Origin of the sequence: Vibrio renipiscarius (assembly GCF_000827885.1) — a bacterium.
GTDB classification, from domain to species: domain Bacteria; phylum Pseudomonadota; class Gammaproteobacteria; order Enterobacterales; family Vibrionaceae; genus Vibrio; species Vibrio renipiscarius.
The window spans coordinates 161,237-184,549 of the sequence record NZ_JTKH01000025.1 but is presented as its reverse complement, the minus strand read 5'-3'; the positions used below and the strand labels follow the sequence as shown (position 1 = coordinate 184,549).

Here is a 23,313-nt window from a genome sequence, read left to right as displayed (position 1 = left end):
CGCTTATTTACGCAACGCGTTCAGTTTGACTTGAGCGATGCCATAAATGGTATCAATTGGGTAACTGCCTTCGTCAGTCGCAATCCCCGCTTGTTTACCGGTAAAGATTTCAATCGCTTCCGTTACGTGGTCAATCGCCCAAATATTAAACTCATTCTTCTCCACCGCTTTGACGATATCAGGGCGAAGCATGAGATTGTGCATATTCGAGCGGGGAATAATTACCCCTTGATTCGCCGTGCGCCCTTTGATGGCACAAACATCAAAGAAACCCTCAATTTTTTCATTCACGCCTCCAATAGGCTGCGATTCTCCAAATTGGTTCATCGATCCCGTGATGGCAATATCTTGTCGATTGGGTTGCTTAGAAAATGCAGAGACTACGGCACAAAACTCGGCCATGCTGGCACTATCCCCATCGACACCGCCATATGACTGCTCGAAGGTTATCGTTGTCGTCAGGGGCACTTTCGCGGTTTTACCAAACACAGACGCAAGGTAAGCGGTGAGAATCATCACCCCTTTCGAGTGAATACTGCCGCCGAGATCCACACTGCGTTCTATATCAATGACATCCCCTTCACCGTAACACGTGGTCGCGGTAATACGGTTAGGCGCACCAAACATATATTCACTGGTACTGAGCACAGACAACGCATTCACTTGCCCCCACCGCTTCACCATCGGTATGGATGAGCGTCGTGCCGTTGACAAACCCTTCCATGACCGCGTCTTTCAAACGGCTGACCCGCAACTCTTGGTTTGCTAAGGCTTCTTCCACATGGCTTGCGCGGATAAGGTTTGCATTCGCTTGGCGAGCCACATAGTTAGATTCACGCAATAAGTTGGCGATATGTGCCGAATGGAGAGAGATTTTTTGTTGGTCTCCGGCCAATCGTGAACTGTGCTCGATGATGCGAGCAATGGCTTTGCGATCACAATGCAGCATATTGCTGTCATGCACGACGCTAGAAATAAAGCGCGCATAATGCAGCTCTGAATCGGGCGTTCGCTTCATTTCATCTTCAAAGTCCGCCGTCACGCGAAATAGCTCGCTGAACTCTGCATCATAATGTTGCAGCAGTTGGTAGGTGCGATAATCACCAAACAGAATGATTTTGACATTCAATGGGATCGGCTCAGGATCCAGCGACACGGCCCCCGTCAGCGTTAACTCTTTTTCCAATGATGTAAAACTTAACTGACGTGAACGTAGTGCGCGCTTAAGGCCATCCCAAACATAAGGTTGTTCGAGCACTTTTTGCGCGTCCATCAACAGCACACCGCCGTTTGCACGGTGAAGACTCCCCGCTCGGATCAGAGAAAAGTCCGTAAACACCGTGCCTTTGAACGTTGCGGTTTCAATATAACCAAACAAGCTGTGGTAATTCGGATTTTCCTCGACGACCACTGGGAATTCACAAGCGCTACGATTGACCAACAGATTCACTTTGTAACGACGTGGCAACTTTTTATCGAGTGAGGCGGCGGCAATTTCCGCTTGGTCGTTGCCCTGCTCTAAAAAGATGTCGGCGTTATCGACAATGTCTTTTTGTAACTCGGTCAGATAGATTTTGAGTTCTGGGTAGGTTGAATAATCCGCTTTAAGTTGCTTGATAAAATGACCGACAACATCCAACGTGACATCATCGTTGATCTTTTTGATCTTATCGCTGTAGACTTCTTCAAGTTCCGTCAGTAATCGAGCCATGTGACGTAACTTCACTTCAAGCTCGTCAATAGTCGAAGCAAATCGCTCTTGCTCTTTATCGCTTAGCTCATCAAAACTTTCTTCCGTGTGCAGCTCTTCCCCATTGATGGCGACAAACTGATAGTCACCTTGATTAGTGACCGTTAAGCTAATGCTTTTCTCATTCGCCTCTTTACTGATGGATTCCAGTTCCGCCGCTTGTTTTTGCTCCAACTGCATCTTAATTTTATCAGTACGGCTAATATACAATTCGTTATCAAACGCTAGCGGCAAAGCGACCACAAGCTTTGAGATCATTTTCTCGACATCATGCTTGAGCTTACTGCCGACACCACAAGGTAACTTTAAGACCTTCGGCGTGCGATTGTTTTCGAAATTAGAGACGTAACACCAGTCATACAGGTTCTCAACGTCGTTTTTGTGACGGTTAAGGTAGCGCAGTACCATTGTGCGTTTGCCTAGGCCATTTTGACCAATCGCGTAGATATTGTACCCTTTCTCTTGAATCGACATCGCAAACTCAACGGCTTTTTGAGCGCGTTTTTGGCCCACAATTTCATCAATCGGCGCCAACTCTTTTGTCGATTTGCTTGGCAATTGTTCCAACTCTGTCGCTCGGTAAAGCTGAGTCGCGTCTAGCCTTTGAATCGTCATAGTCATGTCCTTATTGAATTATGCCTTTGGTTAGAGTGTAGATTAATTCCATTTACAATTTAGTGACTTAGGCCGAATTCAGGTTCAACCGCTCAAAGTTTAACCACGATAATACGTTGCTCTTTCGGCGCTTTCGCTCGTTGGCCACAATGAATTGTACGAATAATGTTCACTAAAACGCCAACCGCCCCTCTTGGGCTTAACGGCGGACATAAAAAAACGCAGCGTCACATCGACGCTGCGTTTTCAATAATCAATCTTCGTGCAATCGCGCAATGATAAGCTCGCCCTGCACTTTTAACGAATATCGTTATAAACCGAAACCAACTTTTGGTTGTTTACGTACAGAACGTACACCCCAAGGGCTCAAATCAGGTTTTGGCTGGCCAACAAAGTCACCCAAACACATATAACCTTTCGCCAAATAGCGATACAAGAAATCACCACCGTTGAGTGAGGCACTCTTATCGTCACCTAAAGGCAAGCGAATACGATCAACACGTAGATCAGATGCCACTTTAAATGCTGGATAAACCGTTGAATTTACTGAGTGTGATGCCAAATCTTGAATGACAGCCTTATCCGACTTCTTTGCCGATGTTTGGCTAAAAATCATAACCAGACGCATTTGCTGCTCAGATGAAACAATAAGCATTTCCATAGTGTGCTTCCTTAAAACCAATTTCTGTTGTGTGCGATAGCAATGCTACGCAAATTAATCAATGTTGTTCGCAACGCGTTCATCACGGCACTCATACGAGCCCATTTCAAAATAGCGGCATATCCATGGTCGATTTTCATAAATCGTACACATGTACGTTTCACGATCAAGCGCTGAACACCAACCATCCTCTAAACGTAGCATCGTTTCCCCACCCCACTCATCATAAGCGATGTGTTCTTCTGGAACACCAGTATCGCTAATGATCATCACTTCAAGCTTGCAGCATGATGCCTTACAGGTTGAACATGAAATTTCAGTGGCAGGGACATTTCTAATCGGAATAGTCATGGATATCTACAATAAGCTCAATTACCGCTTCAATTGGCGAATAGTACTCTACTTTCCCCATTGATACTTATAATTTCTCCCGTCAGAGCTAACGAGGTGAATATCGCGATATGAGTAAAGTGGCATTTTGACGTCGAAACCGAAGCACCTAGCGACGATCTCAACCGAAATAACGACTTAACTATTTGGACGCAGTTGTATTTGAACACCGGTCAAAAAATTACGTAGCATTTGATCTTTACACTCACGGTAGTGCTTGTTCTCTGGCTTACGGAAAAACGCGCTCAGCTCATGTTTGCTTAAGTTGAAGTCGGCAACTTTCATTACCTCTAAAATATCTTCTGCTTTAAGATTCAGTGCAATGCGGAGTTTTTGAAAAACCATATTATTATTTAGTTTTTGCTCAGGTTGTGGTTGCTCACCTTCACGCTTGCCACGTTTTAAACTAATAAAACCATTCAAAAACACGGCTAATTCGACATCTTTAAGCGCAATTAGCGCTTCATCTTCGTCTTTTTTCAACCAAGCGGACACTTGTTCTTTACTCACAGTCAAATCTGCAAGAGCAAAAACGTCAATCATTGCCTTATCATTGAAATCAAAGATGTAACGGATACGGCGCAAAATATCGTTATTGGTCAAAATAATTCCTAGTCTTAGGTATACCCAGCGTATCAATACGATCGCTAGTGAACGGCGATGTTATCAGAGTAATGCACTATCCCCTATTATTGTTCCGGCGCAGATTTTGACAGGTACGAGGCGATGTGGGCGCAATCGGCAAAATAGCCACAAACAATTCTTCTCGAATCCTGTTTTAGTCCTTTATCAATTGCGCTAGGTGCGTATAATCGCGGCTTTATTGCGATATACACACTGTTAAGAGTTCATCATGTCTAAATTATTTTTCAAAGGTCGTATTGAGACCAGACAAAACCACGTTCTTGCTGGCTACAACGTAAACCGTGACGTAAAAGCTGGTACTGCGGGTGCCCCTATTTCAGTGATCGTTAATACCGAAGAGCGTAAAGCTGAAATCGAAGCTTTGCTTGCTGAACATACTTTCATCGGCAATGTTGTTGTGGATGCGACCCAAGAAGAAAACACATCTGAATTGGACGGTCTGCTTAACAAGCCACAAACAATCCGTTTTGAAAAAACACCAAACCGCAATGAACCATGCCTTTGCGGCAGCGGCAAAAAATACAAAAAGTGTTGTGCATAGTAAAACGCTCGTGCTCGATACCTAATAAAAAACCGCCAAAAGGCGGTTTTTTATTAGGTCAATTTTGTCGATTACTTTTCTACACTTCATCTTCTAGCTGCGCTAAAAAATCCTTCATAAAACGGGTGCGCGTTAACGCTTCCGATTTCGCCGCCGGCGTCTGCATGGTTTCGGCAAGTGTCAACAATTTAAGATAAAAATGATCCACCGAGTACAAGCGATCATTCGCCGCTCTTTGCTGGCAAAACGGATCGTCATCGCTATACAATTCAACACCCAATTCACTCCCAACTTGGAAACAGCGGGCAATGCCAATTGCGCCCAACGCATCCAGGCGGTCAGCATCTTGCACAATTTTAGCCTCTAATGTGTTCGGCTTAATATTCGCGCTAAAACTGTGCGCGACAATCGCATGTTGAATCTCGTCAAGGTACTGAAGTGGATACTCAATCTCCCGCAAAAATAACGCCGCTTTCTCCGCCGAAAGCTGTGAGCTCTGTGAACGGTTCGGATGATTCTTGGGCAACGAAACACAATCATGCAAATAAGCGGCAGGCAGAATGATCGCCATATCGCCCTTTTCAATTGCACACAGAGCTTTCGCCGTTTTGACGACACGTAATATGTGCTTAATATCGTGCGCCTGATCTTGGTGCATCTGCAACTTTGCAAACGCTAATATTTGGCTTTCAAAGTGTGCCATCACGCTCGTCGACATAAGTGTCATTGATTCTTCTCTGTATTGATGATGCCCTAAAACAACGATGCCTAATCATACATTAAGCGCTTGGCCTTCTCTTCATCAAACTCTTTCAATGATTTTCTCGCCAGGTGCCTAAAAGGTAACGCTTTTACAATTTCTTCAAACGGTTGAATTGCAAACGCCCAAAAAATAGATCCACCCAAGCCATAAATGATCAATGCACAGAGTGGAATGGAAACAATCCACTGCCCTGTAAAGTTAATCTTAAACACTTCCGTGGTTTTTCCAAGGGCACGTAATACGTTGCCATGTACCGTGTTATAGCCTCGTACAATCGGCAAAAAGATATATAGAGGTGCAATCACGGCAAGTGATTGATAGGTGGCCGCATCAAGATTTGGGTACATATCTTCGATAACAAAGCTCAAACCGAAGAAAAAGAACGCAGACAATATCGAAATCCACACCGCAATATCAATGCTGGTATCCACATTCTTATGTAAATCCCCCATTTTCCGCGAACCTATCGCTTGGCTTATCGTGATGGCCGACGAATGTGCCCACGCGGTAATAAATTGATTACCCGCACGGATCCACGGCATCACCAAAGTGACGGCAACATACGCATGAATATTTAATTGAGAATACAACAGTTGATAAATCGTCGCGCCCGCCTGCAGCATCGCCACATTGGCAGCGACCGGAAAAATTTCTTTGAAATGATTCACCATGTTTTGTCTAAGCGACGCATCTAAGGTACTTAATGGCAAATGAATACTCGAATCAAGCTTAACGCACAGCAGTAAAAATCCGAGTCGTACAATGATACCCAATACGCTCCCCAATGCCGCACCTTGAACACCTAAACCCGCCACCTCAGCAAAACCGTGGATTAAAAAATAAGAACTCACCGCATTAATAGGCAGCTCGATCAGGTAGCCTTTAAAAGGCACTTTAGTTCGACCCAACGCATTAAATAGTGAAATAATCACCTGTGTGGCGGCATTGATAAAGATCAGATACTTAGAGATGGAAAGATACTGGCCAATCTCACGATGAACCGCGGTATTGTCGGTCAACAGGACAATTAACGATTGATCAAACAGCGTTAGGATCACCCAAAACAACAACGCAATGGATAGATTGATGAACATGCCTGACCAAAAACCTTTCGCCAAAGCACTGTGCACACCCGAGCCCACCGTGCGGCTTAAGACAAGTTGCGAGCCATTAGCCAGTGCCATTTGAAGACCAAGGATAAACGAGATAATGGTGGTCGCAATCCCCATTGCTGCCAGAGAGACTTCCCCTAAAGGTGACACTAAAAAGGTATCGATCATTAACATTGATTGCATGAGTAGAGCATTCAATGCCAAGGGCCAAGCGAGTGAAATATTCGTTTTTATATAGGATTTGGCAGACATGTGTTTACTTTGTGGTCGTCATATTAACGATTTGACTTTCTGTTTCAGCAAAGCCAAATCTCTTTAAAAACTATCCATTTACAACCAAAGACAATTTTTGGTTTTCATCGTTTAATAGAACTCGAGAAGCCGTTCTCGCACCAGCGACATCACCGGCTAAAATCGCATCATAGATTGCACGGTGCTCTTCTAAGCAAAAGCGTCCGCCCTCCGCGGAATGATCGATAAACTGCTTAAATATCGTGGTGAGGATATTGCCAAAAGGTATGTAAAACTGGTTATCAGTGGCGAGAAAAATGGTTTTATGAAACAAATGGTCATGGATTGTCCAATCATTGAAATCAAAACGATTAGCAGCCATGACCATCTCTTGAAAAATCGTTGTTAAGACCGATTTCTGCTCTTCCGTTGCATGGGCAGCAGCCAAAGCGCACGCCTCTGGTTCAATCGCTTTTCTTAATCCAAGAAACTGTTGGAGAAAAACTTGATTATCATCCAAAGATTCCATCCAATCGATCAATTGTGGATCAAGAAAATGCCAATAGTTACGCGGTAACACTTTCGTTCCTACTTTGGTTTTTGACTCTATTAGCCCCTTACCTGAAAGCAGTTTTGTCGCTTCGCGTAACGCCGTACGGCTCACACCAAGCGCGTCACAAAGAACCATTTCACAAGGCAATTTATCGTTGGGCTGTAGCTCACCCGACAATATTTTACGCGCAATCTGACGGGCGACATGAACGTGAATCTTGCGACGAGAATCGTCCACAAGGGAAAAATGCGTCATTTGACGCTCCTCATTATTTGCCCCAGGCACCATACTAGGTTCTGTCTGGGTAATATCAGAAAAAGCCAGACGAGGCTGGCTTTCGAGTAACAACTATTTTCGAATCACACCGTTATGGTGCAATTTGTCCACCGTTCACATCCAAAATTTGACCGGTGATATAACCTGCGCACGCATGAGATGCGAAGAACGCAAAGGCAGGCGCAACTTCTTCTACTCGACCAAAACGCCCCATAGGAATGCTATTGGCAATCGCGCCTCTTAGCTCGTCAGATTTACCATCGTGGAACGCGGTATCGATAGTGCCTGGAGAAACAATATTGAAACGAATATTGTCTTTCGTGAATTCTTTTACCCAGTTACGGTGAATATCATGTAACCATGCTTTAGACGCCGCATAAACACCCGCACCCACACCGCCGCCTTCGCGTGCCGCAATCGAGCCCGTGCTAATCACGCACGCCGTTTCGCCTGATTCTGCCGCAGACAGTCGTAAATGTGGAATCGAAAATTTCGTCATCATTAATGCAGAACGAGCGTTAAGATTCATTACGCGTTCGTAAAATGCGTCATCAATGTTTTCTAAGTTTTCACGGCCACCTAAGCCACCAGCATTATTGATGAGAATATCCATGCCACCAAAATGAGCAACAAAATCCTGTACCAATTTTTCGCAGTCTGACGTTTCCATCAAGTCAGCTTGGAAAAATGCAACGTCACCACCAAGTGCCGTTAGCTCAGTCAGGATCGCATCAACATCTGCCGATTGTGCCGTATGACTATTGATACCGACTTTCGCACCATGTTGAGCAAAAATACGAGCTGCCGCTAGACCCATACCCGCGGTAGAACCCGTGATCAAAACACGTTTTTCTTTCAAATCATTGAACATAACAAAATACCCACAACGTTATTCTTTATATAATCATACAATATTAGTTTTAAGCCGCATTTGATATTAGTACAATTTGCTATTGGATTAACGGGATTTTGCGGGTTTTCATGACCCTCATCACAGTAGAGCGCTATTCAAACAAAATAAATTTACATTGTCGGCCATCTTCTCTCCACGAAGACATAGGTATAAAACCTATATAAAACAAGATTAAAACTTTCGCTAAACCTGTAACAGACCATTATCATCATGCGTGATGTCCTATTCTACCAACGTTTATTTGGTGAGCATCCATATCAATGATATAGTGTTCTTAAATAATACATATTTAACATTAAGTGAAATTATGGCTGGTGAATTCAATTCGATTTCTGGTTCAAAGCGTAGCCTTCACGTGCAGGTTGCCCGTGAGATCGCGCGCGGCATTTTATCTGGAAAACTTGCCCAAGGCTCTATTCTTCCGGGAGAGATCGCGCTTTGTGAACAGTTTGGCATTAGCCGTACCGCTCTACGTGAAGCAGTAAAACTCCTTACCTCTAAAGGCCTATTAGAATCACGCCCGAAGGTTGGTACGCGTGTCATTAATCGCGCATTCTGGAACTTCCTTGACCCTCAGCTCATTGAGTGGATGGATGGCTTGGCCGATACCGATCAATTTTGTCAGCAGTTCCTTGGCTTAAGACGTGCGATTGAACCAGAAGCATGTGCGCTTGCGGCTAAATTTGCGACAGCCGATCAACGCATTGAGCTCTCTGAGACATTCCAGCAAATGGTAGAGGTATCAGAAGCAGAAATTTTCGACCACGCAAAATGGTTGGAAATCGACATTCGCTTCCATAGCCTTATTTTTAATGCCACTGGTAATGATTTTTATCTGCCGTTTGGTAACATCTTAACGACGATGTTTATTAACTTTATTTCGCATTCATCAGAAGAAGGCAGCACGTGTATCAAAGAACACCGCCTGATTTACGATGCAATTATGGCGGGTAACAGTGATAAAGCACGCCAAGCATCCGCAGACCATTTGCTCGAATCTAAGCACCGTTTGCCAGCATTAAGCTAAGCCCAGATCGCGAGGGAGCATGCGAAACAACGCGTGCTCTCGTCCTGCGGTTTTTCCTCGTTCCGCTCATTTTCATACTCCCTTACCCCCATTCTATTGTCGTCATCGATAAACTGTTTGTGACTTCCACTCAACAAGTTATATAATACTACAAATTAACTTTATTGTGTGTTTTATGACCGAGTCATTGCTTCCCAACATTCTCCAATTTATTAGCCAAATTGACCCCTTTGATAAAATTCCAAAAAAGGGTCTGCGGGATGTGGCTGCTCACGTTCAAATCACCTATCTGGCCAAAGGCGAGGTTATCGATTTATGTCATGGCAGCAATAAAGAAAAAGCACTTTATATTATTCGAACGGGCTCGATGGAGCAGCGAAAGAGTGATGGCGTATTGCGTGCAAAACTTGAACCGGAAGATCTATTTGGGTTTACGTTCTTAGATAAAGAAGTGGATAACGCGAATGGCTATCAAGCCATTGCGATTGAAAACACACTGCTTTATATCATCCCCCATTCCGCCCTACTCACGCTATTTAGCCATTACCCTGAATGGACGACGCATTTCGCCTCTCAAGCGCAAGTGCGCTTGCAATCCGCGCTTGATGTCGTGTGGTCAAATAAAGAGAAAGGCTTGTTTATTCGTCGGGTTGAAGAAGTCGCCAGCGGCCATGTTGCTGTCGTTACCGCCGATCAAAGCATTCAATCTGTCGCTAACGAAATGTTATCCCAACGCTCCCCGTGTGCCGTTATCTATGAAAACGATCGAATCGTTGGTCTGATCACGGATCGAGATATGACGAAGCGTGTCATTGCGCATGGCGTCAATACCAGCAATCCAATTTCCGACGTGATGACACACTCACCATTGACGGTAAAACCCGACGATTTAGTGTTGCATGCGGCATCAATGATGATGCAATTTAATATCCGTAATTTACCGCTTGTCAGAGACAACAAGGTTGTGGGGCTATTGACGACGACGCACCTTGTCCAAAATCACCGTGTACAGGCCATTTTTTTGATTGAGAAAATCAAATACGCGGGCAGTGTTAAGACGATGGCCAGTTTTACGCCCGAACGACAAGCGATCTTTGAAGCACTGATCGATGGGCGCGTTTCCCCTGAAATTGTCGGCAAAGTCATGACCATGATCATGGATGCATACACACGCCGATTAATTCAAATCGCGATTGATAAGCTCGGCCCTCCTCCCTGTGATTTTTCTTGGATTGTCGCCGGATCTCACGCGAGAAATGAAGTGCATATGCTATCAGACCAAGACAGCGCGATTGTCCTTGCCGATTCCGCGACCGACAGCGACAAAATCTATTTTAAACACTTAGCGATGATCGTTACCAATGGCCTCGCCAGTTGTCATTATCCCCTTTGTCCGGGTAAGTTCATGGCCGCGACGCCTAAGTGGTGCCAACCTCTGGGCGTGTGGAAGAAATACTATAAAAAATGGGTAGAAAACCCTGAGTATGAGCGCCTTCTCAACATCAGTGTGTTTCTTGAGATACGCACGATTTACGGTAACAGTGAATACGAAAGCATTTTGCGTGATGATTTACACAACAACATCGCCAACAATCGCGAGTTTCTTAGTATGCTGGTAAGAGATGCCGTCAACACGAAACCACCTCTAGGTATATTCAATAGCCTCGTATTAGAGACCTCTGGCGAAAACAAGAAAACATTAGATGTTAAAAAATACGCCATTAACTTAATCATTGATTTAGCACGTATTTATGGATTAGCTGCGGAATGTAACTTAACCGGGACTGAGGAGCGGTTTAAAGTCGCGTCTGAGAAAGGCGTGTTAAGCGAAGACAGTTACAAAAACATTACCGGTGCGTATCAATTTATTCTTTCCTTCCGCTTTAACCACCAACTGGAAGCGCTAAAGCATGGAGAAACACCGAATAATAATATTAATCCAAACAGCTTTGGCAGTTTTGAACGTAAGCACCTTAAAGATGCGTTTCGTATTATCGCCGACCTACAAGATGCGGCGAAAATTCGTTTTGGGAATCGTTAATGAAGCGCCTATTACGTTACTTTCACCCTTATGAGCGAATCAACCGCAAACGCAGTCACTATGTGAGCTCTACCATTCTACCCAATGCCTTGCGGTCGCTACTGACTCAACCGATTGTTGATCATCACATCAAAGCAAAAGACCGTTCTTTTGTGGTGTTTGATCTTGAGACAACCGGTTTGAATTGCGAAGACGATTTAATTTTGTCCATCGGTTGGGTCGTGATCAATAACGGGGTGATTGATCTTGCTAGTAGCCAGCATCTTTATATCAACACCGATTCGCAAATAAAGCCTGAGACGGCGGTCATCAATCATATCGTTCCGCAAATGCTGACCGATGGCATCACCATACATGATGCGATGGCGGCCTTTTTTGCTATTGCTGAAGACAAATGCATTGTGGCCCATGGCTGCATGATTGAAGAGAATTTCATTAACCAATATTTATTGCGTGCCTATGGCATAAGCCCACCACCTTTAATTTGGTTTGATACTCTCAACATAGAAAAAAATTTAAACAATATTATTAACAAGCAAAATCAATGCAGTGTCACCCTATCGGATACAAGAAGCCGCTATGGGCTGCCTGAATATAACGGCCACAACGCGCTTGTTGATGCCGTTGCGACCGCTGAACTGTTGCTGGCACAAATGAAACGCATCGCCCCTAATGGCGACACCACTATTAGTTCTCTTTACCGACTCAGTATTTAACCGACTACGACCTATCATTATGACCAATCCAGCTGTTTCAAGTGCAATCTTGCTACTCGTGCTCGCGAATCTCGTGGCATCACTTTCCGACGTCTCTCTTAAAATGCTGAACGGTGAAGTACCCACTTTTCAGTATGTCTTTATTCGTCAATTTATTAGCTTACTGTTACTTGCTCCCTTCTGGTTCAAGCAACATAAAAAAGAACGAATGATGGGGTGCGATTGGATTACATTTTGGCGCGCTCAGTTAATTTTAATTGGCAGTGCCAGCGCAATGGTAGCGATTACCCATCTGTCTCTGGCAACGGCCAATGCCATTTTTTATGTCGGACCACTATTGGTGCTGCCTTTATCGATCATATTTTTAGGTGAGAAGCCTTCTAAGGGTAAAATCCTGGGTACGATTGTTGGCTTTATGGGCGTACTGATCGTTCTAAGGCCAGAGCACTTTCACTGGGCTGCGATCATTGCACTCGGCAGTGCGGCGGCCATTGGGATTGGTAACATATTGATTCGACGCATGCCGGCTGAGCAATCTCTGATTAATACTTTATTTTGGACAACAGTGATGACACTGCCACCCGCTCTTATCTTAGCGGTTCCTGAATGGCAGAGTATTACCTGGACGCACCTTATGTGGATCATTGCGATTAATCTATTTGTACTCGCTTATCATGCGCTTGTCGTAAAAGCATTCAAACGCGCCCCAGCAAGCCAAATCGCACTGGCTGAATATTCGGGTCTCGCCTTTGTGACATTTTTTGGCGTGATTTGGTTCGATGAGATACCCGATCTTCTCACCGTATTCGGCATCCTTCTTATCGTTTTACCAATGATGCCGATTCAATGGCGAAAACTATTGCGAGTAAAGCCATCCCCTATTGCGGCTCCGCAAGATAACTTATAGCAACACCCCCTCTCTCATTTTCCCTGTGTACACAAACCAACATCCACGGTTTGTTGTACACAGAAATCCAATCCAATTTTAAGCGCTCTGCTGTCGATCCCCTGTGAATTTCCTCCTTTCAACGGGTTGCCTTTTCGCGATCTGAGCTGATGAGCCGAGTTGCTATGTGCATCAACACACAACAACTCACCACATAAAGGCAACATCAACGAAACAACACACGCGCAATCCTGCCTAATACCCGCGTGATTGATGGAAAAACACGCAAAAACCCAAATCAATTAATCATACAAAAGAATGAGTATGTATAATTTAAATTTATTATCATGACGATAAACGTTATTGGTTCATTATTTTTAAATTAATCAATAAAAATAACTTGTTGTTTTATAAGTGCTTTTTATTTAATCCTTATAAACCGCAAGACGTCAGCTCTCAGCGCGCTAATTTTAAATTTTCAGCTTTCCATCTTTGCTCACACAATTGAGTTATTGTAGTACAAATAATAATTTAGATGGATATTATACGCTGCATACATAGATAACTCAGAGAAGACCTAAACAATGGAACTCAATACCTTTATTGTTGGCATCTATTTCCTATTCCTTATCGCGATAGGTTGGATGTTTCGTGCATTTACAAGTACAACCAGTGATTACTTCCGTGGGGGCGGTAACATGCTCTGGTGGATGGTAGGTGCAACTGCATTTATGACCCAGTTCAGTGCTTGGACGTTCACCGGTGCTGCGGGTAAAGCTTATACAGATGGCTTTGCCGTTGCCGTTATCTTCCTTGCGAATGCATTCGGCTACCTAATGAATTACCTGTACTTCGCGCCTAAATTCCGCCAACTGCGCGTCGTGACTCCGATTGATGCTATTCGCATGCGTTTTGGTAACTTTAACGAGCAAGTCTTTACTTGGTCAGGTATGCCAAGTAGCGTTATTTCAGCAGGTATCTGGCTAAACGGTCTTGCGATCATTGCATCAGGCATCTTTGGCTTTGAAATGAGCACAACGATCTGGATTACTGGTCTGGTTGTACTTCTGATGTCGGTAACTGGCGGTTCTTGGGCAGTAATCGCTTCTGACTTTATGCAAATGGTCATCATCATGGCGGTTACCGTAACGTGTGCCGTGGTTGCGATGGTTAAAGGTGGTGGCATTGGCGAAATCATTGCTAACTTCCCAGTACAAGAAAACGCATCATTTGTATCAGGCAACAACCTTAACTACCTAAGCATCTTTGGTATTTGGGCTGTGTTTATCTTCCTTAAGCAGTTCTCTATCAACAACAACATGTTGAACTGTCACCGTTACCTAGCAGCAAAAGACTCGAAGAACGCGAAAAAAGCCGCTCTACTTGCATGTGTGCTAATGACAATGGGTGTATTCATTTGGTTCACGCCTTCATGGTTCATCGCAAGCCAAGGTGTTGATCTCGCTGCTCATTACCCTGAAGCAGGTTCAAAAGCCGGTGACTTTGCTTACCTATACTTCGTAGAAACTTACATGCCTGCAGGTATGGTTGGTCTACTGATCTCTGCAATGTTTGCAGCAACGATGTCTTCAATGGATTCGGGTCTAAACCGTAACTCTGGCATCTTTGTAATGAACTTCTACTTACCAATTCTACGTCCTAACGCGACTGAAAAAGAATTGATGTTTGTATCGAAGATTACATCGACCGTGTTTGGTATTGCTATCATCCTAATCGCGCTATTCATCAACTCGCTAAAAGGCCTAAGCCTATTTGATACCATGATGTATGTGGGCGCCCTAATCGGTTTCCCTATGACTATCCCTGCTTTCTGTGGCTTCTTTATTAAGAAAACGCCAGATTGGGCTGGTTGGGGTACGCTGGTTGTCGGTGGTTTCGTTTCTTACTTCGTTGGTTTCATTATCACAGCAGAAATGGTCCAAGGTTGGTTTGACCTACAGCCACTAACCGGTCGTGAATGGTCTGACCTAAAAGTAGCGGTTGGTCTAATTGGTCACTTAGTGTTCACTGCAGGTTTCTTTGCTCTTTCAACGCTATTCTACAAGCCGTTGCCAGAAAAACGTCAAAACGACGTAGACCGTTTCTTCGACAACCTAGAAACACCTTTGGTTGCAGATTCGACAGAGCAGAAAAAACTGGATAACAAACAGCGTCATATGCTTGGTTCACTGATTGCGGTATCGGGTGTGGGTGTCATGACAATGGCTCTACTACCAAACCTATTCTGGGGCCGAATGATCTTCGTATTCTGTGGTGTTATCGTTCTTGGTGTTGGTGTGCTTCTAATGAAAGCCGTTGATAGCAAAGTCGATGCCGAAGCAGCAAGCGAAACAGCAACACAAGGTTAACTCTTAGTTAGAGTCATCGTTTAAATACTGGGCGGTTGAATATTCAACCGCTCTTTCTTTATATTGGGGCACAGGTGAATCAACATACTTGTTGCTATCACCTCTTCGACCTTCCAGTATAAAGAAAGAGCACCAAACGAAGCGGCGCTTCGTAGCAAGGAAAGATAATCATGACAAATCTGCTGTATCAACTGCAATTTTCGCTCTCGATTACCGGGCCAATATGCTTGATGCTAATACTAGGGGTCATACTCAAACGAATCCAATTGATCAATGATAACTTCATCGAGATCGCCTCCAAGCTGGTTTTCCAAATCACCCTACCCGCCATGCTATTTTTAAGTATTGTTGGCGGGGAGCATAACTTTTCGTCCGCCAGCCTCTTTATTGGCTACGCCGTGGTGACGAATATTCTCTTTTTCGTTTTTACAACACTCACCGCTCGCCGTTTGTTCTCTGGCTCTCCCGATCAAGGGGTCATTATCCAAGGTAGCTTTCGTGCAAACACGGGGATTATAGGGATTGCTTATGTCGCAAATGCCTATGGTGACAAGGGACTCGGTATTGCTGCTCTCTATGTTGCCGCACTGACCTTTGTTTATAATATTCAAGCTGTGCTTTGCTTGACAAAAGTGGGACAAGATTCCACCACCAAAGTGTGGCAAGTGCTTATTCGCACCCTCACCAGAAATCCTTTAATTCTCTCCATCTTAGCCGGGCTTTGCGTCAACTTACTCTCGATTCCCGTACCAAACATCGCCATCGTGACTGGCGATTATCTTGCAAGAATGACCCTGCCGCTCGCCTTGTTATGTACCGGAGGCGCACTGGATTTAAATGCAATGACGAAAAACATCGGAGCGTCCGCCTTTTCCACCAGCTACAAATTAATACTGGCGCCCCTACTGATCACTTCCGGTGCAATTTATTTGGGTTTTAGCAACATCGAGCTCGGTATTTTATTCTTTATGAATGCCGCCCCGGTCGCCGCGGCCAGCTATGTTATGGCGCGAGCAATGAATGGAAATGCGCCACTGGCAGCCAATATGATTGCCATTACGACTCTTGCATCCACAATAACCTGCACGGTCGGCATCATTATCCTGAATAGCTATAACATTATTTAGAAAAACCTTTGTGTTATCGAGACCGTCTTAGACTTACATGCCTCATAGTGCCCTTAATTTGTATTATAAATGAATAAAATACTGACCATGCATAATGCGCGGCTATCGGCTATTAAGACACAACCGCTGAGGAACAGCACCGATTTAAGTCCTGTTTTGGCTCATCAACTCGGGGAGATACCTCGCGGCCAGAAAATTTGCTTTGCGTCGCCAAAACAGACAAAAAACGCATCAAAAGCCTATCAACATTATGTTTAGCAAGCATACACAACGCTCAAAAGCTCGCAGTTTCTACACAAAAAAACGCGAAACATCGGGCATAGATCATAAAACGAGACTCTTGAAGCAATTAAATACAATCTACGATTGATTTAATAGACCCATCCTTATATCCTAGCCACATCAAAAGACAATTAGTAATACAATAGTATATTTGGAGTGTAACATGACAAAACCTGTTATTGGTTTCATCGGTCTTGGCCTTATGGGCGGCAACATGGTTGAGAACCTACAAAACAAAGGTTACGACCTAGTTGTTATGGATCTAAACAAAGAAGCAGTAGCAGCAACTGTTGCTCGTGGTGCAACTGAAGCAACATCAGCAAAAGCATTGGCTGAAGCAAGTGACATCGTAATGCTTTGCCTTACCACTTCAGCGGTTGTTGAAAAATTGGTTTACGCAGAAGATGGTATCCTTGCGGGTATTAAAGAAGGCGCAGTGCTTGTTGACTTCGGTACTTCTGTTCCAGCTTCAACTCGTAAAATCGGTGCAGACCTTGCAGCGAAAGGCGCTGGCATGATCGATGCGCCACTTGGCCGTACTCCTGCTCACGCAAAAGATGGCTTGCTAAACATCATGGCAGCTGGCGACCAAGAAACGTTCAACAAAGTGAAACCTGTTCTTGACGAGCAAGGTGAAAACGTATTCCACCTAGGTGAGCTAGGCGCTGGTCATACAACTAAGTTGATCAACAACTTCATGGGTATGACGACAGTATGTGCAATGTCTCAAGCATTTGCGGTTGCTGAACTTGCTGGCGTTGATCGTCAACAATTGTTCAACATCATGTCTACGGGTCCATCAAACTCACCATTCATGCACTTCTGCAAAAACTACGCGGTTGACGGTGTAAGCGATCTAGGTTTCTCAATTGCAAACGCAAACAAAGATCTAGGTTACTTCCTACAGATGGTTGAAGACCTAGGTACTCAATCTCTAATCGCTGAAGGTTCATCTGCTAACCTTCAAGCTGCTCTAGACGCAGGTCTTAGCAACGGCAATGTTCCTGAAATCTTCGATTACTTCAAAACACTAAACAAGTAATCCTATTTCCAGAACGAATGCATGATGCGTTGACGCATTAATGATATTAAAGAGGCTGAATGATTCATCATTCAGCCTCTTTTTTTATTCACCAATAAATGAAAACCTAGCCCCAAATAACTTCAAGTAAGACGGGGATAACCCGCTAAATCACAGATTCAGTGTGGGTCGCATGACACTGCTCCACAGACAAAGAATCTTCGCTCTCTCCGCATTCGTTTTTATGAGTACCGTTATGAAAGCGAGTAAAGCGCGTCCATTGGCCATCCTGGTCATGGCTCGTCATGATCTGCGCAGGTTGGTCTAGATCTTCACTAAAAACACTTCTTGTTCTAAGCCAACTATCCGAACCATGTGCATCCTCACTATAGAAATCAGTGTTGATAACCGTCCTGACAGGTGTCAAATCAGCTTTTGTTACGGTATCGCTGACTCCAATTAAATGATTAAATTCACTGTCATTATTATCTAAAAAGACATGCTCAGTCGTATTGAATAAATCCGGATCTTGGTGATCTTTTGTAACCAGCGACTGAGTCACTATCGCACTGCCTGCACTTTTACAGCTGCTCCAATCCTGTACCGTAGAATAAGTATAATTTCTGACACCCGATGATTGCAGCTCAATCGTTTCTAGCCATTCATCATTCAAGCAGTCGTACTCATTCAACCCCGACTTTTCAATATGAACAACGTGTTCGATATTCACACCATCGCGCTGTATGGTTGTCATCTCACTCTGATTAAAGACGCTCAACTCAGTATTAAGGTCATCCGACATGAGCATTGTGACAGAATTAAAATTACCATTTGAAGTCTGTACCATTTCGTAGCGATACCAATCATCATTATAAGCGCTGCTTGTGCTATCCCACTCGCCGTAAAAATACTCTACCCACGCAAAGTCCGCATTAGGATTTTCGTCTACAATACGCTTAGTTTCCTCGTATGATTTTTGCAGAGCAGGCACCAAAGCTTGAGCTTTTTGATGAAGTTCGATATCACCTGACTCTACATAATCGCCGTACAATTCCTCGACCGTAATATTATATCGACTCGCGACTCGCTCCTCTTGGTCACCCAAGCGGCGAGTAATATCCTCACGTAAATCTTGCGCAGCTAATATCGTGTCACACGATAAAGCACTCGTTTGTTCTTGACGCAGTTCTTGTTCAACTTGCTTCCAAACCACGGATGTCAGTGGTGTCAAGTTGAGTAAATCTTGGTCTGTACTCAACGCAAATTGAGGTGGAAAAACCATTGAGTAGGCATTTTCTATTGGCGTATTCGGAAAATCGGTATCCACCGCACCGACGGGTACATCGACCACCAATGGAACATATTGCGCGCACTTAACATATAAATCAGGAATATTTAGGTCAAAATCCCCTTCTTCTCGCGTAATGGTGCTCGGTTCGTTAGCGTCTTTCACTTTGTTAAAATTAAGGTCAAGAAAAACGGTGGCGCCAATAATATAGCCATCTATCGCTTTGCCTTTTAAAGTTGTGCCAACTTCAGGTTTCGTGTTGCCATCTCCATCATTACTATCACTACTGCCACTTCCACCACCACATCCCACTAATAACGATATAGCCGCACTTAAAAGAGCCAACCTGTGAATACATTTCATCTTTTTACCCTATTGTTATTTATCTTCCTATCCAAGCCATTTCAATTAAACCGGACTTTGGATTTCTTTGAATTCAATATAACGCCCTGTATGACAGGATGTGTCGCACCTAATTAAAAAGTTTAGTTATAGCAATCTAGATAAGTAAGTAGTCAAAAAAACATGCAGGAAAAACCACCAGAATTGGTGGTTTTTCCATTTACGCGATAAGCAATCGCTGTTTATCATCTTCGATGATTTTGAGTATTTTAGCGTACTCTCCAAATGCTTTTTCTTTATCCTCAAGGTCGCGTTTTAATTGCTCCACATTGCCGTGGAGACCACAGGTGAGATCAGGAATAAACTTCTGCTCTTCATGAGACAATTTACCGAGCATTTCAGTCGAGCACCTATCCATTTCAGCCTTGATATCAGTAAGTAAAAGCGTCACAACTCTCGCCTGTTCCACTCTTAGCTGTTCAATTTCATCACCTTCAACTTCATTGACTGAAAATTGCTGACGAATAAGGTGTATATGATGGTCGAGATCTAAGCTTATTGTGGAAATCGTGATCCTCTCTACTGTATTGCTTAAAGGCAATAGAATCATTTCTGGGTCAAAATCTGCATCTGAAAAATCAAACAGCCCTTTTACCGCCTGTTTTATCTCTTCTCTGAATTGATTCACATTGATGGCATTTTGACTTGCGGTATAGAGAGTACCACTAACATGCTGGACAAACTCTTCAAGCTTTAATACCGCATCTTGCACATTGGCATAGGTATAGTTGACTGTTCGATAGTGAGTGGATGCGACCGTACGAGTAGAGCCCCAACTGAACGGATTCCACCAGTCAGAATCACTCACTTGATGAGATGTTGTATAAGCTTCCTCTCTCGCTCCGCTTTGAGAACTGACTCGTTTAACGGCCAGCGCATCTTGTGCAATATTCATTTGCGCCGTGTTGAGGAACTTTTCAACCTGAACATGCTGCTTATCAAACACCATTTTTATGCGCGCCGTTCCAGCTTCAATTTTCTGCGTCAACGCTTTACGATCGGCTTCCATCTTAACCAGATCGCCTCGCTCCAAATTGCGTTGCTTGTGGCTAATGTCTTGCCTCATCGCATCAAGCTTTTGAACCAATTCTCGTTGCACACCCGCAAGTAAATTATCGAGTCTGCTTTCTAGAATTGCCACCTTATTTTCTCGAATAGCGTCTAGCTTAGCGTCAACTTTTTTAAAATTGGCGAGTGCATGCAAGATGTCAGGTGTAAAGGTAAAACCTTCATACATAGTATTTAGTCGATTAAGGGTATGGCTCTCTTCCTCATTCAACTGGTTAGCTTTTCGGGCAAGATCATAGCAACGCGCAGAAACAAAAATAGGCGGTAACGCATTTTGCAATGTGCGCATTAAATGAGATTGACCACCATTGTTTTGTGCGTCTTGTCGGCAAACCGACTCAACATTGCCCGTTGCGGCATCATTGAGTTTACGTGTGAGCGCGGGTAGCGCCTCTTGAATCGAGGCATAGTTTTGGTACTCATCCATTAACGCGCTGTCAAACAACGAGCCAATAAGTACAATCTCTTCGATTCCCTTATTAGGGATGTTTTGTGCCAATAGCGCCATATCATGCATATCAAGAAACTGACCGCAGTAACTTAATAAGAAAATCACATCACATTGACCAAGAAACTCCTGAGTTCGGCGACCACGTGAGATAATAGGGTCATTCATCCCCGGCGTATCGACTACCTCAATGTCTTTTAACCCCTCAAGACAAAGCTCCAGCGAGGTGCTTTTCACGATTGGTGTAAATGCTCCATTGGCTCCTACGTAGGGTTCAAGATCGGCAACTAAACGTTCGTTAGAGCTGACATTATCAATAACATGAGTTTGGTCTAAGTACTCTTCAACACAAATGTTTGAGCGCTGCATCATTTGATAAAGCTCAAAACATGACGTCGCTTCATCAGAATGTTTAGGCGGCCTAGGTGGACGAACGCCCTTACCTCTCACACCCGTATTTTGACTATTTTGATATTCTACAAGTTCACCTTGGTAAACAGCATTAACCTCAGCAACCTGTTTAGCTTGTTCGAGCACCTTATCCCACTCTTTACGAGTATAGAACTCAACCGACGCTCTCGGGTTTTCGCTATAACTAATTTTGGTTAATGCCGCTGTCATCGGCGTAGCAGCCTTTGGCAGTATGTCTTCACCATCAAACAATAAACTGTTCAAAAATGAGGATTTTCCACGTTTAATTTGGCCAACAATGCCGATGCGGAGCAAGCGGTTTTCTTCTTCGGCATGGATAGCGTCATTTTTGAAAACATCCGCCAAATTTGAAAGTTCATCAATCAAGTTGGCATTAATAGAATCTAGATGCTTGCTATATTTAACGCTAACATTACAAATAAAATCTTCACATCCTGACGCACTAATAAAATCAACCACAACCACTCCTTAAGTTACATTGCAAATACTATTTGTTTTAATACAAGTCATTACCAATCGTTAGACTTAAAATACAAAACCTCAGCAGAATCACGATTACACAACATCATTGAAAAGCTCAAAAAATCAAAACAAATTAACTTTCGCCAAACGACCCTTACTATCATCATCATCAAGACTATATTTCAACATAAATGATTTTACATCATCAAAACTTGACGACAGTGTTTTAATCACTAATTGATTTTGGTTGTATATATTGTATCGACTAACATCTTTATACTCCCACAAATATCCATCAAACAATATATACTGTCCTTTCTTGTAAGCGCGACTAAGTTTAATCAATTGAGGCGATTCAATATCAGCAGTTCCATATACGACCATTTCATTGACGCTCCCCCAAATAATATTACAAACATCTAAACCATCAAGCCCTATAACACTAGACCACTTCTTAAGAATCATCTCATTGCATACATCACCATTCATAGCTAAACTTAACGAACGTGCTTCTTGATTGTAATATAGGTTTAACTCAGACAAAGTGACTTCATTTATTTCATCAAATATCATCGAATTACCAATAATTGAAATCTCTCTACGGTCTAAACAACTTTGTAGAAGAGGCAATAAAACTTCTGCCGACAATCTTAATTTTGGTGTTTCACTATCAAAATTAGGCGTTATCTTTTCTTTTAGAATCCTTATTATTCTGTCTTTTCGCAATTCTACAGTTCGATTCATCAACTCTTCAAAATCGACTTCAAAGTAATCCAGCAGATGTTTAAAATGTTCCGGGTTTAGTAGATGGCTTGAAAAATAAAGCGCACTCTCATCCCAATCTTTATTTTTGATGTGGCAGAACAGATCATAAATATCTTGGTATGTGCCTTGTAATACTTCGAGTTGCTCGGCAATTTTATCTACTACGGCTTTTTCACGATCGTCGATGTTGTCATCACGGCGGGTCATCATGAGTGCGTCAAACAAAAATAACTGTGCAATTGGGCGGCGTCTAAACGTGCGGAAAAAGGCTTGAACGGTATCTTTGTCTGGAGCTTGGCCAAATTCGACTAAGCTGTCTAAGATCGATTCATCCAACTCAAATGATTTAATCAAAATTCGGAGGTATTCTTTTTCTTTTTGATCGATATCACCATCGGCATTCATCACCAATGCTAGCCCTTGCAAGTAAAGCACGCGCTCTTCTAAACTCAACCCCTTGGCGGCATGGTTTTCAAATGCATTGGCTTCTTTTGTTGCTTCATTGATCACATCTAAAATATCAATCATG

At 43.4% G+C, this 23,313-nt stretch carries 18 protein-coding genes and 1 pseudogene; 8 read left to right on the top strand and 11 right to left on the bottom strand.

Annotated features, from left to right (window positions below; all coding sequences use genetic code 11):
* Nucleotides 1-3 precede the first annotated feature (3 nt).
* The 4 genes and pseudogenes from OJ16_RS19055 to OJ16_RS19040 form a co-directional block, all read right to left on the bottom strand.
* Nucleotides 4-2,365, bottom strand: a pseudogene (locus OJ16_RS19055) (Lon protease family protein).
* Between the two features lie 310 nt (nucleotides 2,366-2,675).
* A complete protein-coding gene (locus OJ16_RS19050; RefSeq protein WP_040993015.1) occupies nucleotides 2,676-3,026 on the bottom strand; it encodes a hypothetical protein in 351 nt (116 codons plus the stop codon).
* Nucleotides 3,027-3,080: 54 nt separating this feature from the next.
* Nucleotides 3,081-3,377 carry a YkgJ family cysteine cluster protein gene (locus OJ16_RS19045; RefSeq protein WP_082030293.1) on the bottom strand — a complete coding sequence of 99 codons (297 nt, stop codon included), beginning with the start codon at nucleotides 3,375-3,377 and terminating at the stop codon, nucleotides 3,081-3,083.
* A 177-nt stretch (nucleotides 3,378-3,554) separates the two neighbouring features.
* A complete protein-coding gene (locus OJ16_RS19040) occupies nucleotides 3,555-4,019 on the bottom strand; it encodes a YehS family protein (protein WP_040993011.1) in 465 nt (154 codons plus the stop codon).
* 250 nt (nucleotides 4,020-4,269) lie between these two features.
* On the opposite strand from OJ16_RS19040, the gene OJ16_RS19035 reads away from it, so the two are divergent.
* Nucleotides 4,270-4,602, top strand: coding sequence for a PBPRA1643 family SWIM/SEC-C metal-binding motif protein (locus OJ16_RS19035; protein WP_040993009.1), 333 nt, complete (start codon nucleotides 4,270-4,272; stop codon nucleotides 4,600-4,602).
* A gap of 79 nt (nucleotides 4,603-4,681) precedes the next feature.
* On the opposite strand, the gene OJ16_RS19030 is transcribed toward OJ16_RS19035, so the two are convergent.
* The 4 genes from OJ16_RS19030 to OJ16_RS19015 all read right to left on the bottom strand — a co-directional run bounded on the left by OJ16_RS19030 (nucleotide 4,682) and on the right by OJ16_RS19015 (nucleotide 8,408).
* A complete protein-coding gene (locus tag OJ16_RS19030; protein WP_152613886.1) occupies nucleotides 4,682-5,308 on the bottom strand; it encodes an HD domain-containing protein in 627 nt (208 codons plus the stop codon).
* Nucleotides 5,309-5,370: 62 nt separating this feature from the next.
* A complete protein-coding gene (locus OJ16_RS19025) occupies nucleotides 5,371-6,729 on the bottom strand; it encodes an MATE family efflux transporter (RefSeq protein ID WP_082030292.1) in 1,359 nt (452 codons plus the stop codon).
* Nucleotides 6,730-6,799: 70 nt separating this feature from the next.
* Nucleotides 6,800-7,516 carry a FadR/GntR family transcriptional regulator gene (locus tag OJ16_RS19020; RefSeq protein WP_040993190.1) on the bottom strand — a complete coding sequence of 239 codons (717 nt, stop codon included), beginning with the start codon at nucleotides 7,514-7,516 and terminating at the stop codon, nucleotides 6,800-6,802.
* Nucleotides 7,517-7,628: 112 nt separating this feature from the next.
* Nucleotides 7,629-8,408: an SDR family NAD(P)-dependent oxidoreductase gene (locus OJ16_RS19015; protein ID WP_040993008.1), complete on the bottom strand. Its 780-nt coding sequence runs from the start codon at nucleotides 8,406-8,408 to the stop codon at nucleotides 7,629-7,631.
* 349 nt (nucleotides 8,409-8,757) lie between these two features.
* On the opposite strand from OJ16_RS19015, the gene OJ16_RS19010 reads away from it, so the two are divergent.
* The 7 genes from OJ16_RS19010 to OJ16_RS18980 all read left to right on the top strand — a co-directional run bounded on the left by OJ16_RS19010 (nucleotide 8,758) and on the right by OJ16_RS18980 (nucleotide 17,940).
* Nucleotides 8,758-9,477, top strand: coding sequence for a FadR/GntR family transcriptional regulator (locus tag OJ16_RS19010; protein WP_040993007.1), 720 nt, complete (start codon nucleotides 8,758-8,760; stop codon nucleotides 9,475-9,477).
* A gap of 175 nt (nucleotides 9,478-9,652) precedes the next feature.
* The gene (locus tag OJ16_RS19005; RefSeq protein WP_040993005.1) at nucleotides 9,653-11,518 is read left to right on the top strand and encodes a putative nucleotidyltransferase substrate binding domain-containing protein; all 1,866 of its coding nucleotides are present in this window, start codon (nucleotides 9,653-9,655) and stop codon (nucleotides 11,516-11,518) included.
* The gene (locus OJ16_RS19000) at nucleotides 11,518-12,234 is read left to right on the top strand and encodes a 3'-5' exonuclease (RefSeq protein ID WP_040993003.1); all 717 of its coding nucleotides are present in this window, start codon (nucleotides 11,518-11,520) and stop codon (nucleotides 12,232-12,234) included. Before OJ16_RS19005 ends, OJ16_RS19000 begins: the two co-directional genes overlap by 1 nt.
* Nucleotides 12,235-12,253: 19 nt before the next feature.
* The gene (locus tag OJ16_RS18995; protein ID WP_040993001.1) at nucleotides 12,254-13,141 is read left to right on the top strand and encodes a DMT family transporter; all 888 of its coding nucleotides are present in this window, start codon (nucleotides 12,254-12,256) and stop codon (nucleotides 13,139-13,141) included.
* A gap of 563 nt (nucleotides 13,142-13,704) precedes the next feature.
* The gene (locus OJ16_RS18990; protein WP_040992999.1) at nucleotides 13,705-15,489 is read left to right on the top strand and encodes a sodium:solute symporter family transporter; all 1,785 of its coding nucleotides are present in this window, start codon (nucleotides 13,705-13,707) and stop codon (nucleotides 15,487-15,489) included.
* A 170-nt stretch (nucleotides 15,490-15,659) separates the two neighbouring features.
* Nucleotides 15,660-16,616 carry an AEC family transporter gene (locus tag OJ16_RS18985; protein WP_040992998.1) on the top strand — a complete coding sequence of 319 codons (957 nt, stop codon included), beginning with the start codon at nucleotides 15,660-15,662 and terminating at the stop codon, nucleotides 16,614-16,616.
* A 445-nt stretch (nucleotides 16,617-17,061) separates the two neighbouring features.
* Complete coding sequence (locus OJ16_RS18980) at nucleotides 17,062-17,940, top strand: NAD(P)-dependent oxidoreductase (protein ID WP_040992996.1); 879 nt, start codon at nucleotides 17,062-17,064, stop codon at nucleotides 17,938-17,940.
* Nucleotides 17,941-18,085: 145 nt separating this feature from the next.
* On the opposite strand, the gene OJ16_RS18975 is transcribed toward OJ16_RS18980, so the two are convergent.
* The 3 genes from OJ16_RS18975 to OJ16_RS18965 form a co-directional block, all read right to left on the bottom strand.
* Nucleotides 18,086-19,570 (bottom strand): hypothetical protein, encoded by a 1,485-nt coding sequence (locus OJ16_RS18975; protein WP_040992994.1) that lies wholly within the window; start codon nucleotides 19,568-19,570, stop codon nucleotides 18,086-18,088.
* A gap of 199 nt (nucleotides 19,571-19,769) precedes the next feature.
* Nucleotides 19,770-22,016 (bottom strand): dynamin family protein, encoded by a 2,247-nt coding sequence (locus OJ16_RS19655; protein WP_052810358.1) that lies wholly within the window; start codon nucleotides 22,014-22,016, stop codon nucleotides 19,770-19,772.
* A gap of 126 nt (nucleotides 22,017-22,142) precedes the next feature.
* Complete coding sequence (locus tag OJ16_RS18965; protein WP_040992992.1) at nucleotides 22,143-23,312, bottom strand: tellurite resistance TerB family protein; 1,170 nt, start codon at nucleotides 23,310-23,312, stop codon at nucleotides 22,143-22,145.
* Between the last annotated feature and the right edge of the window lies 1 nt (nucleotide 23,313).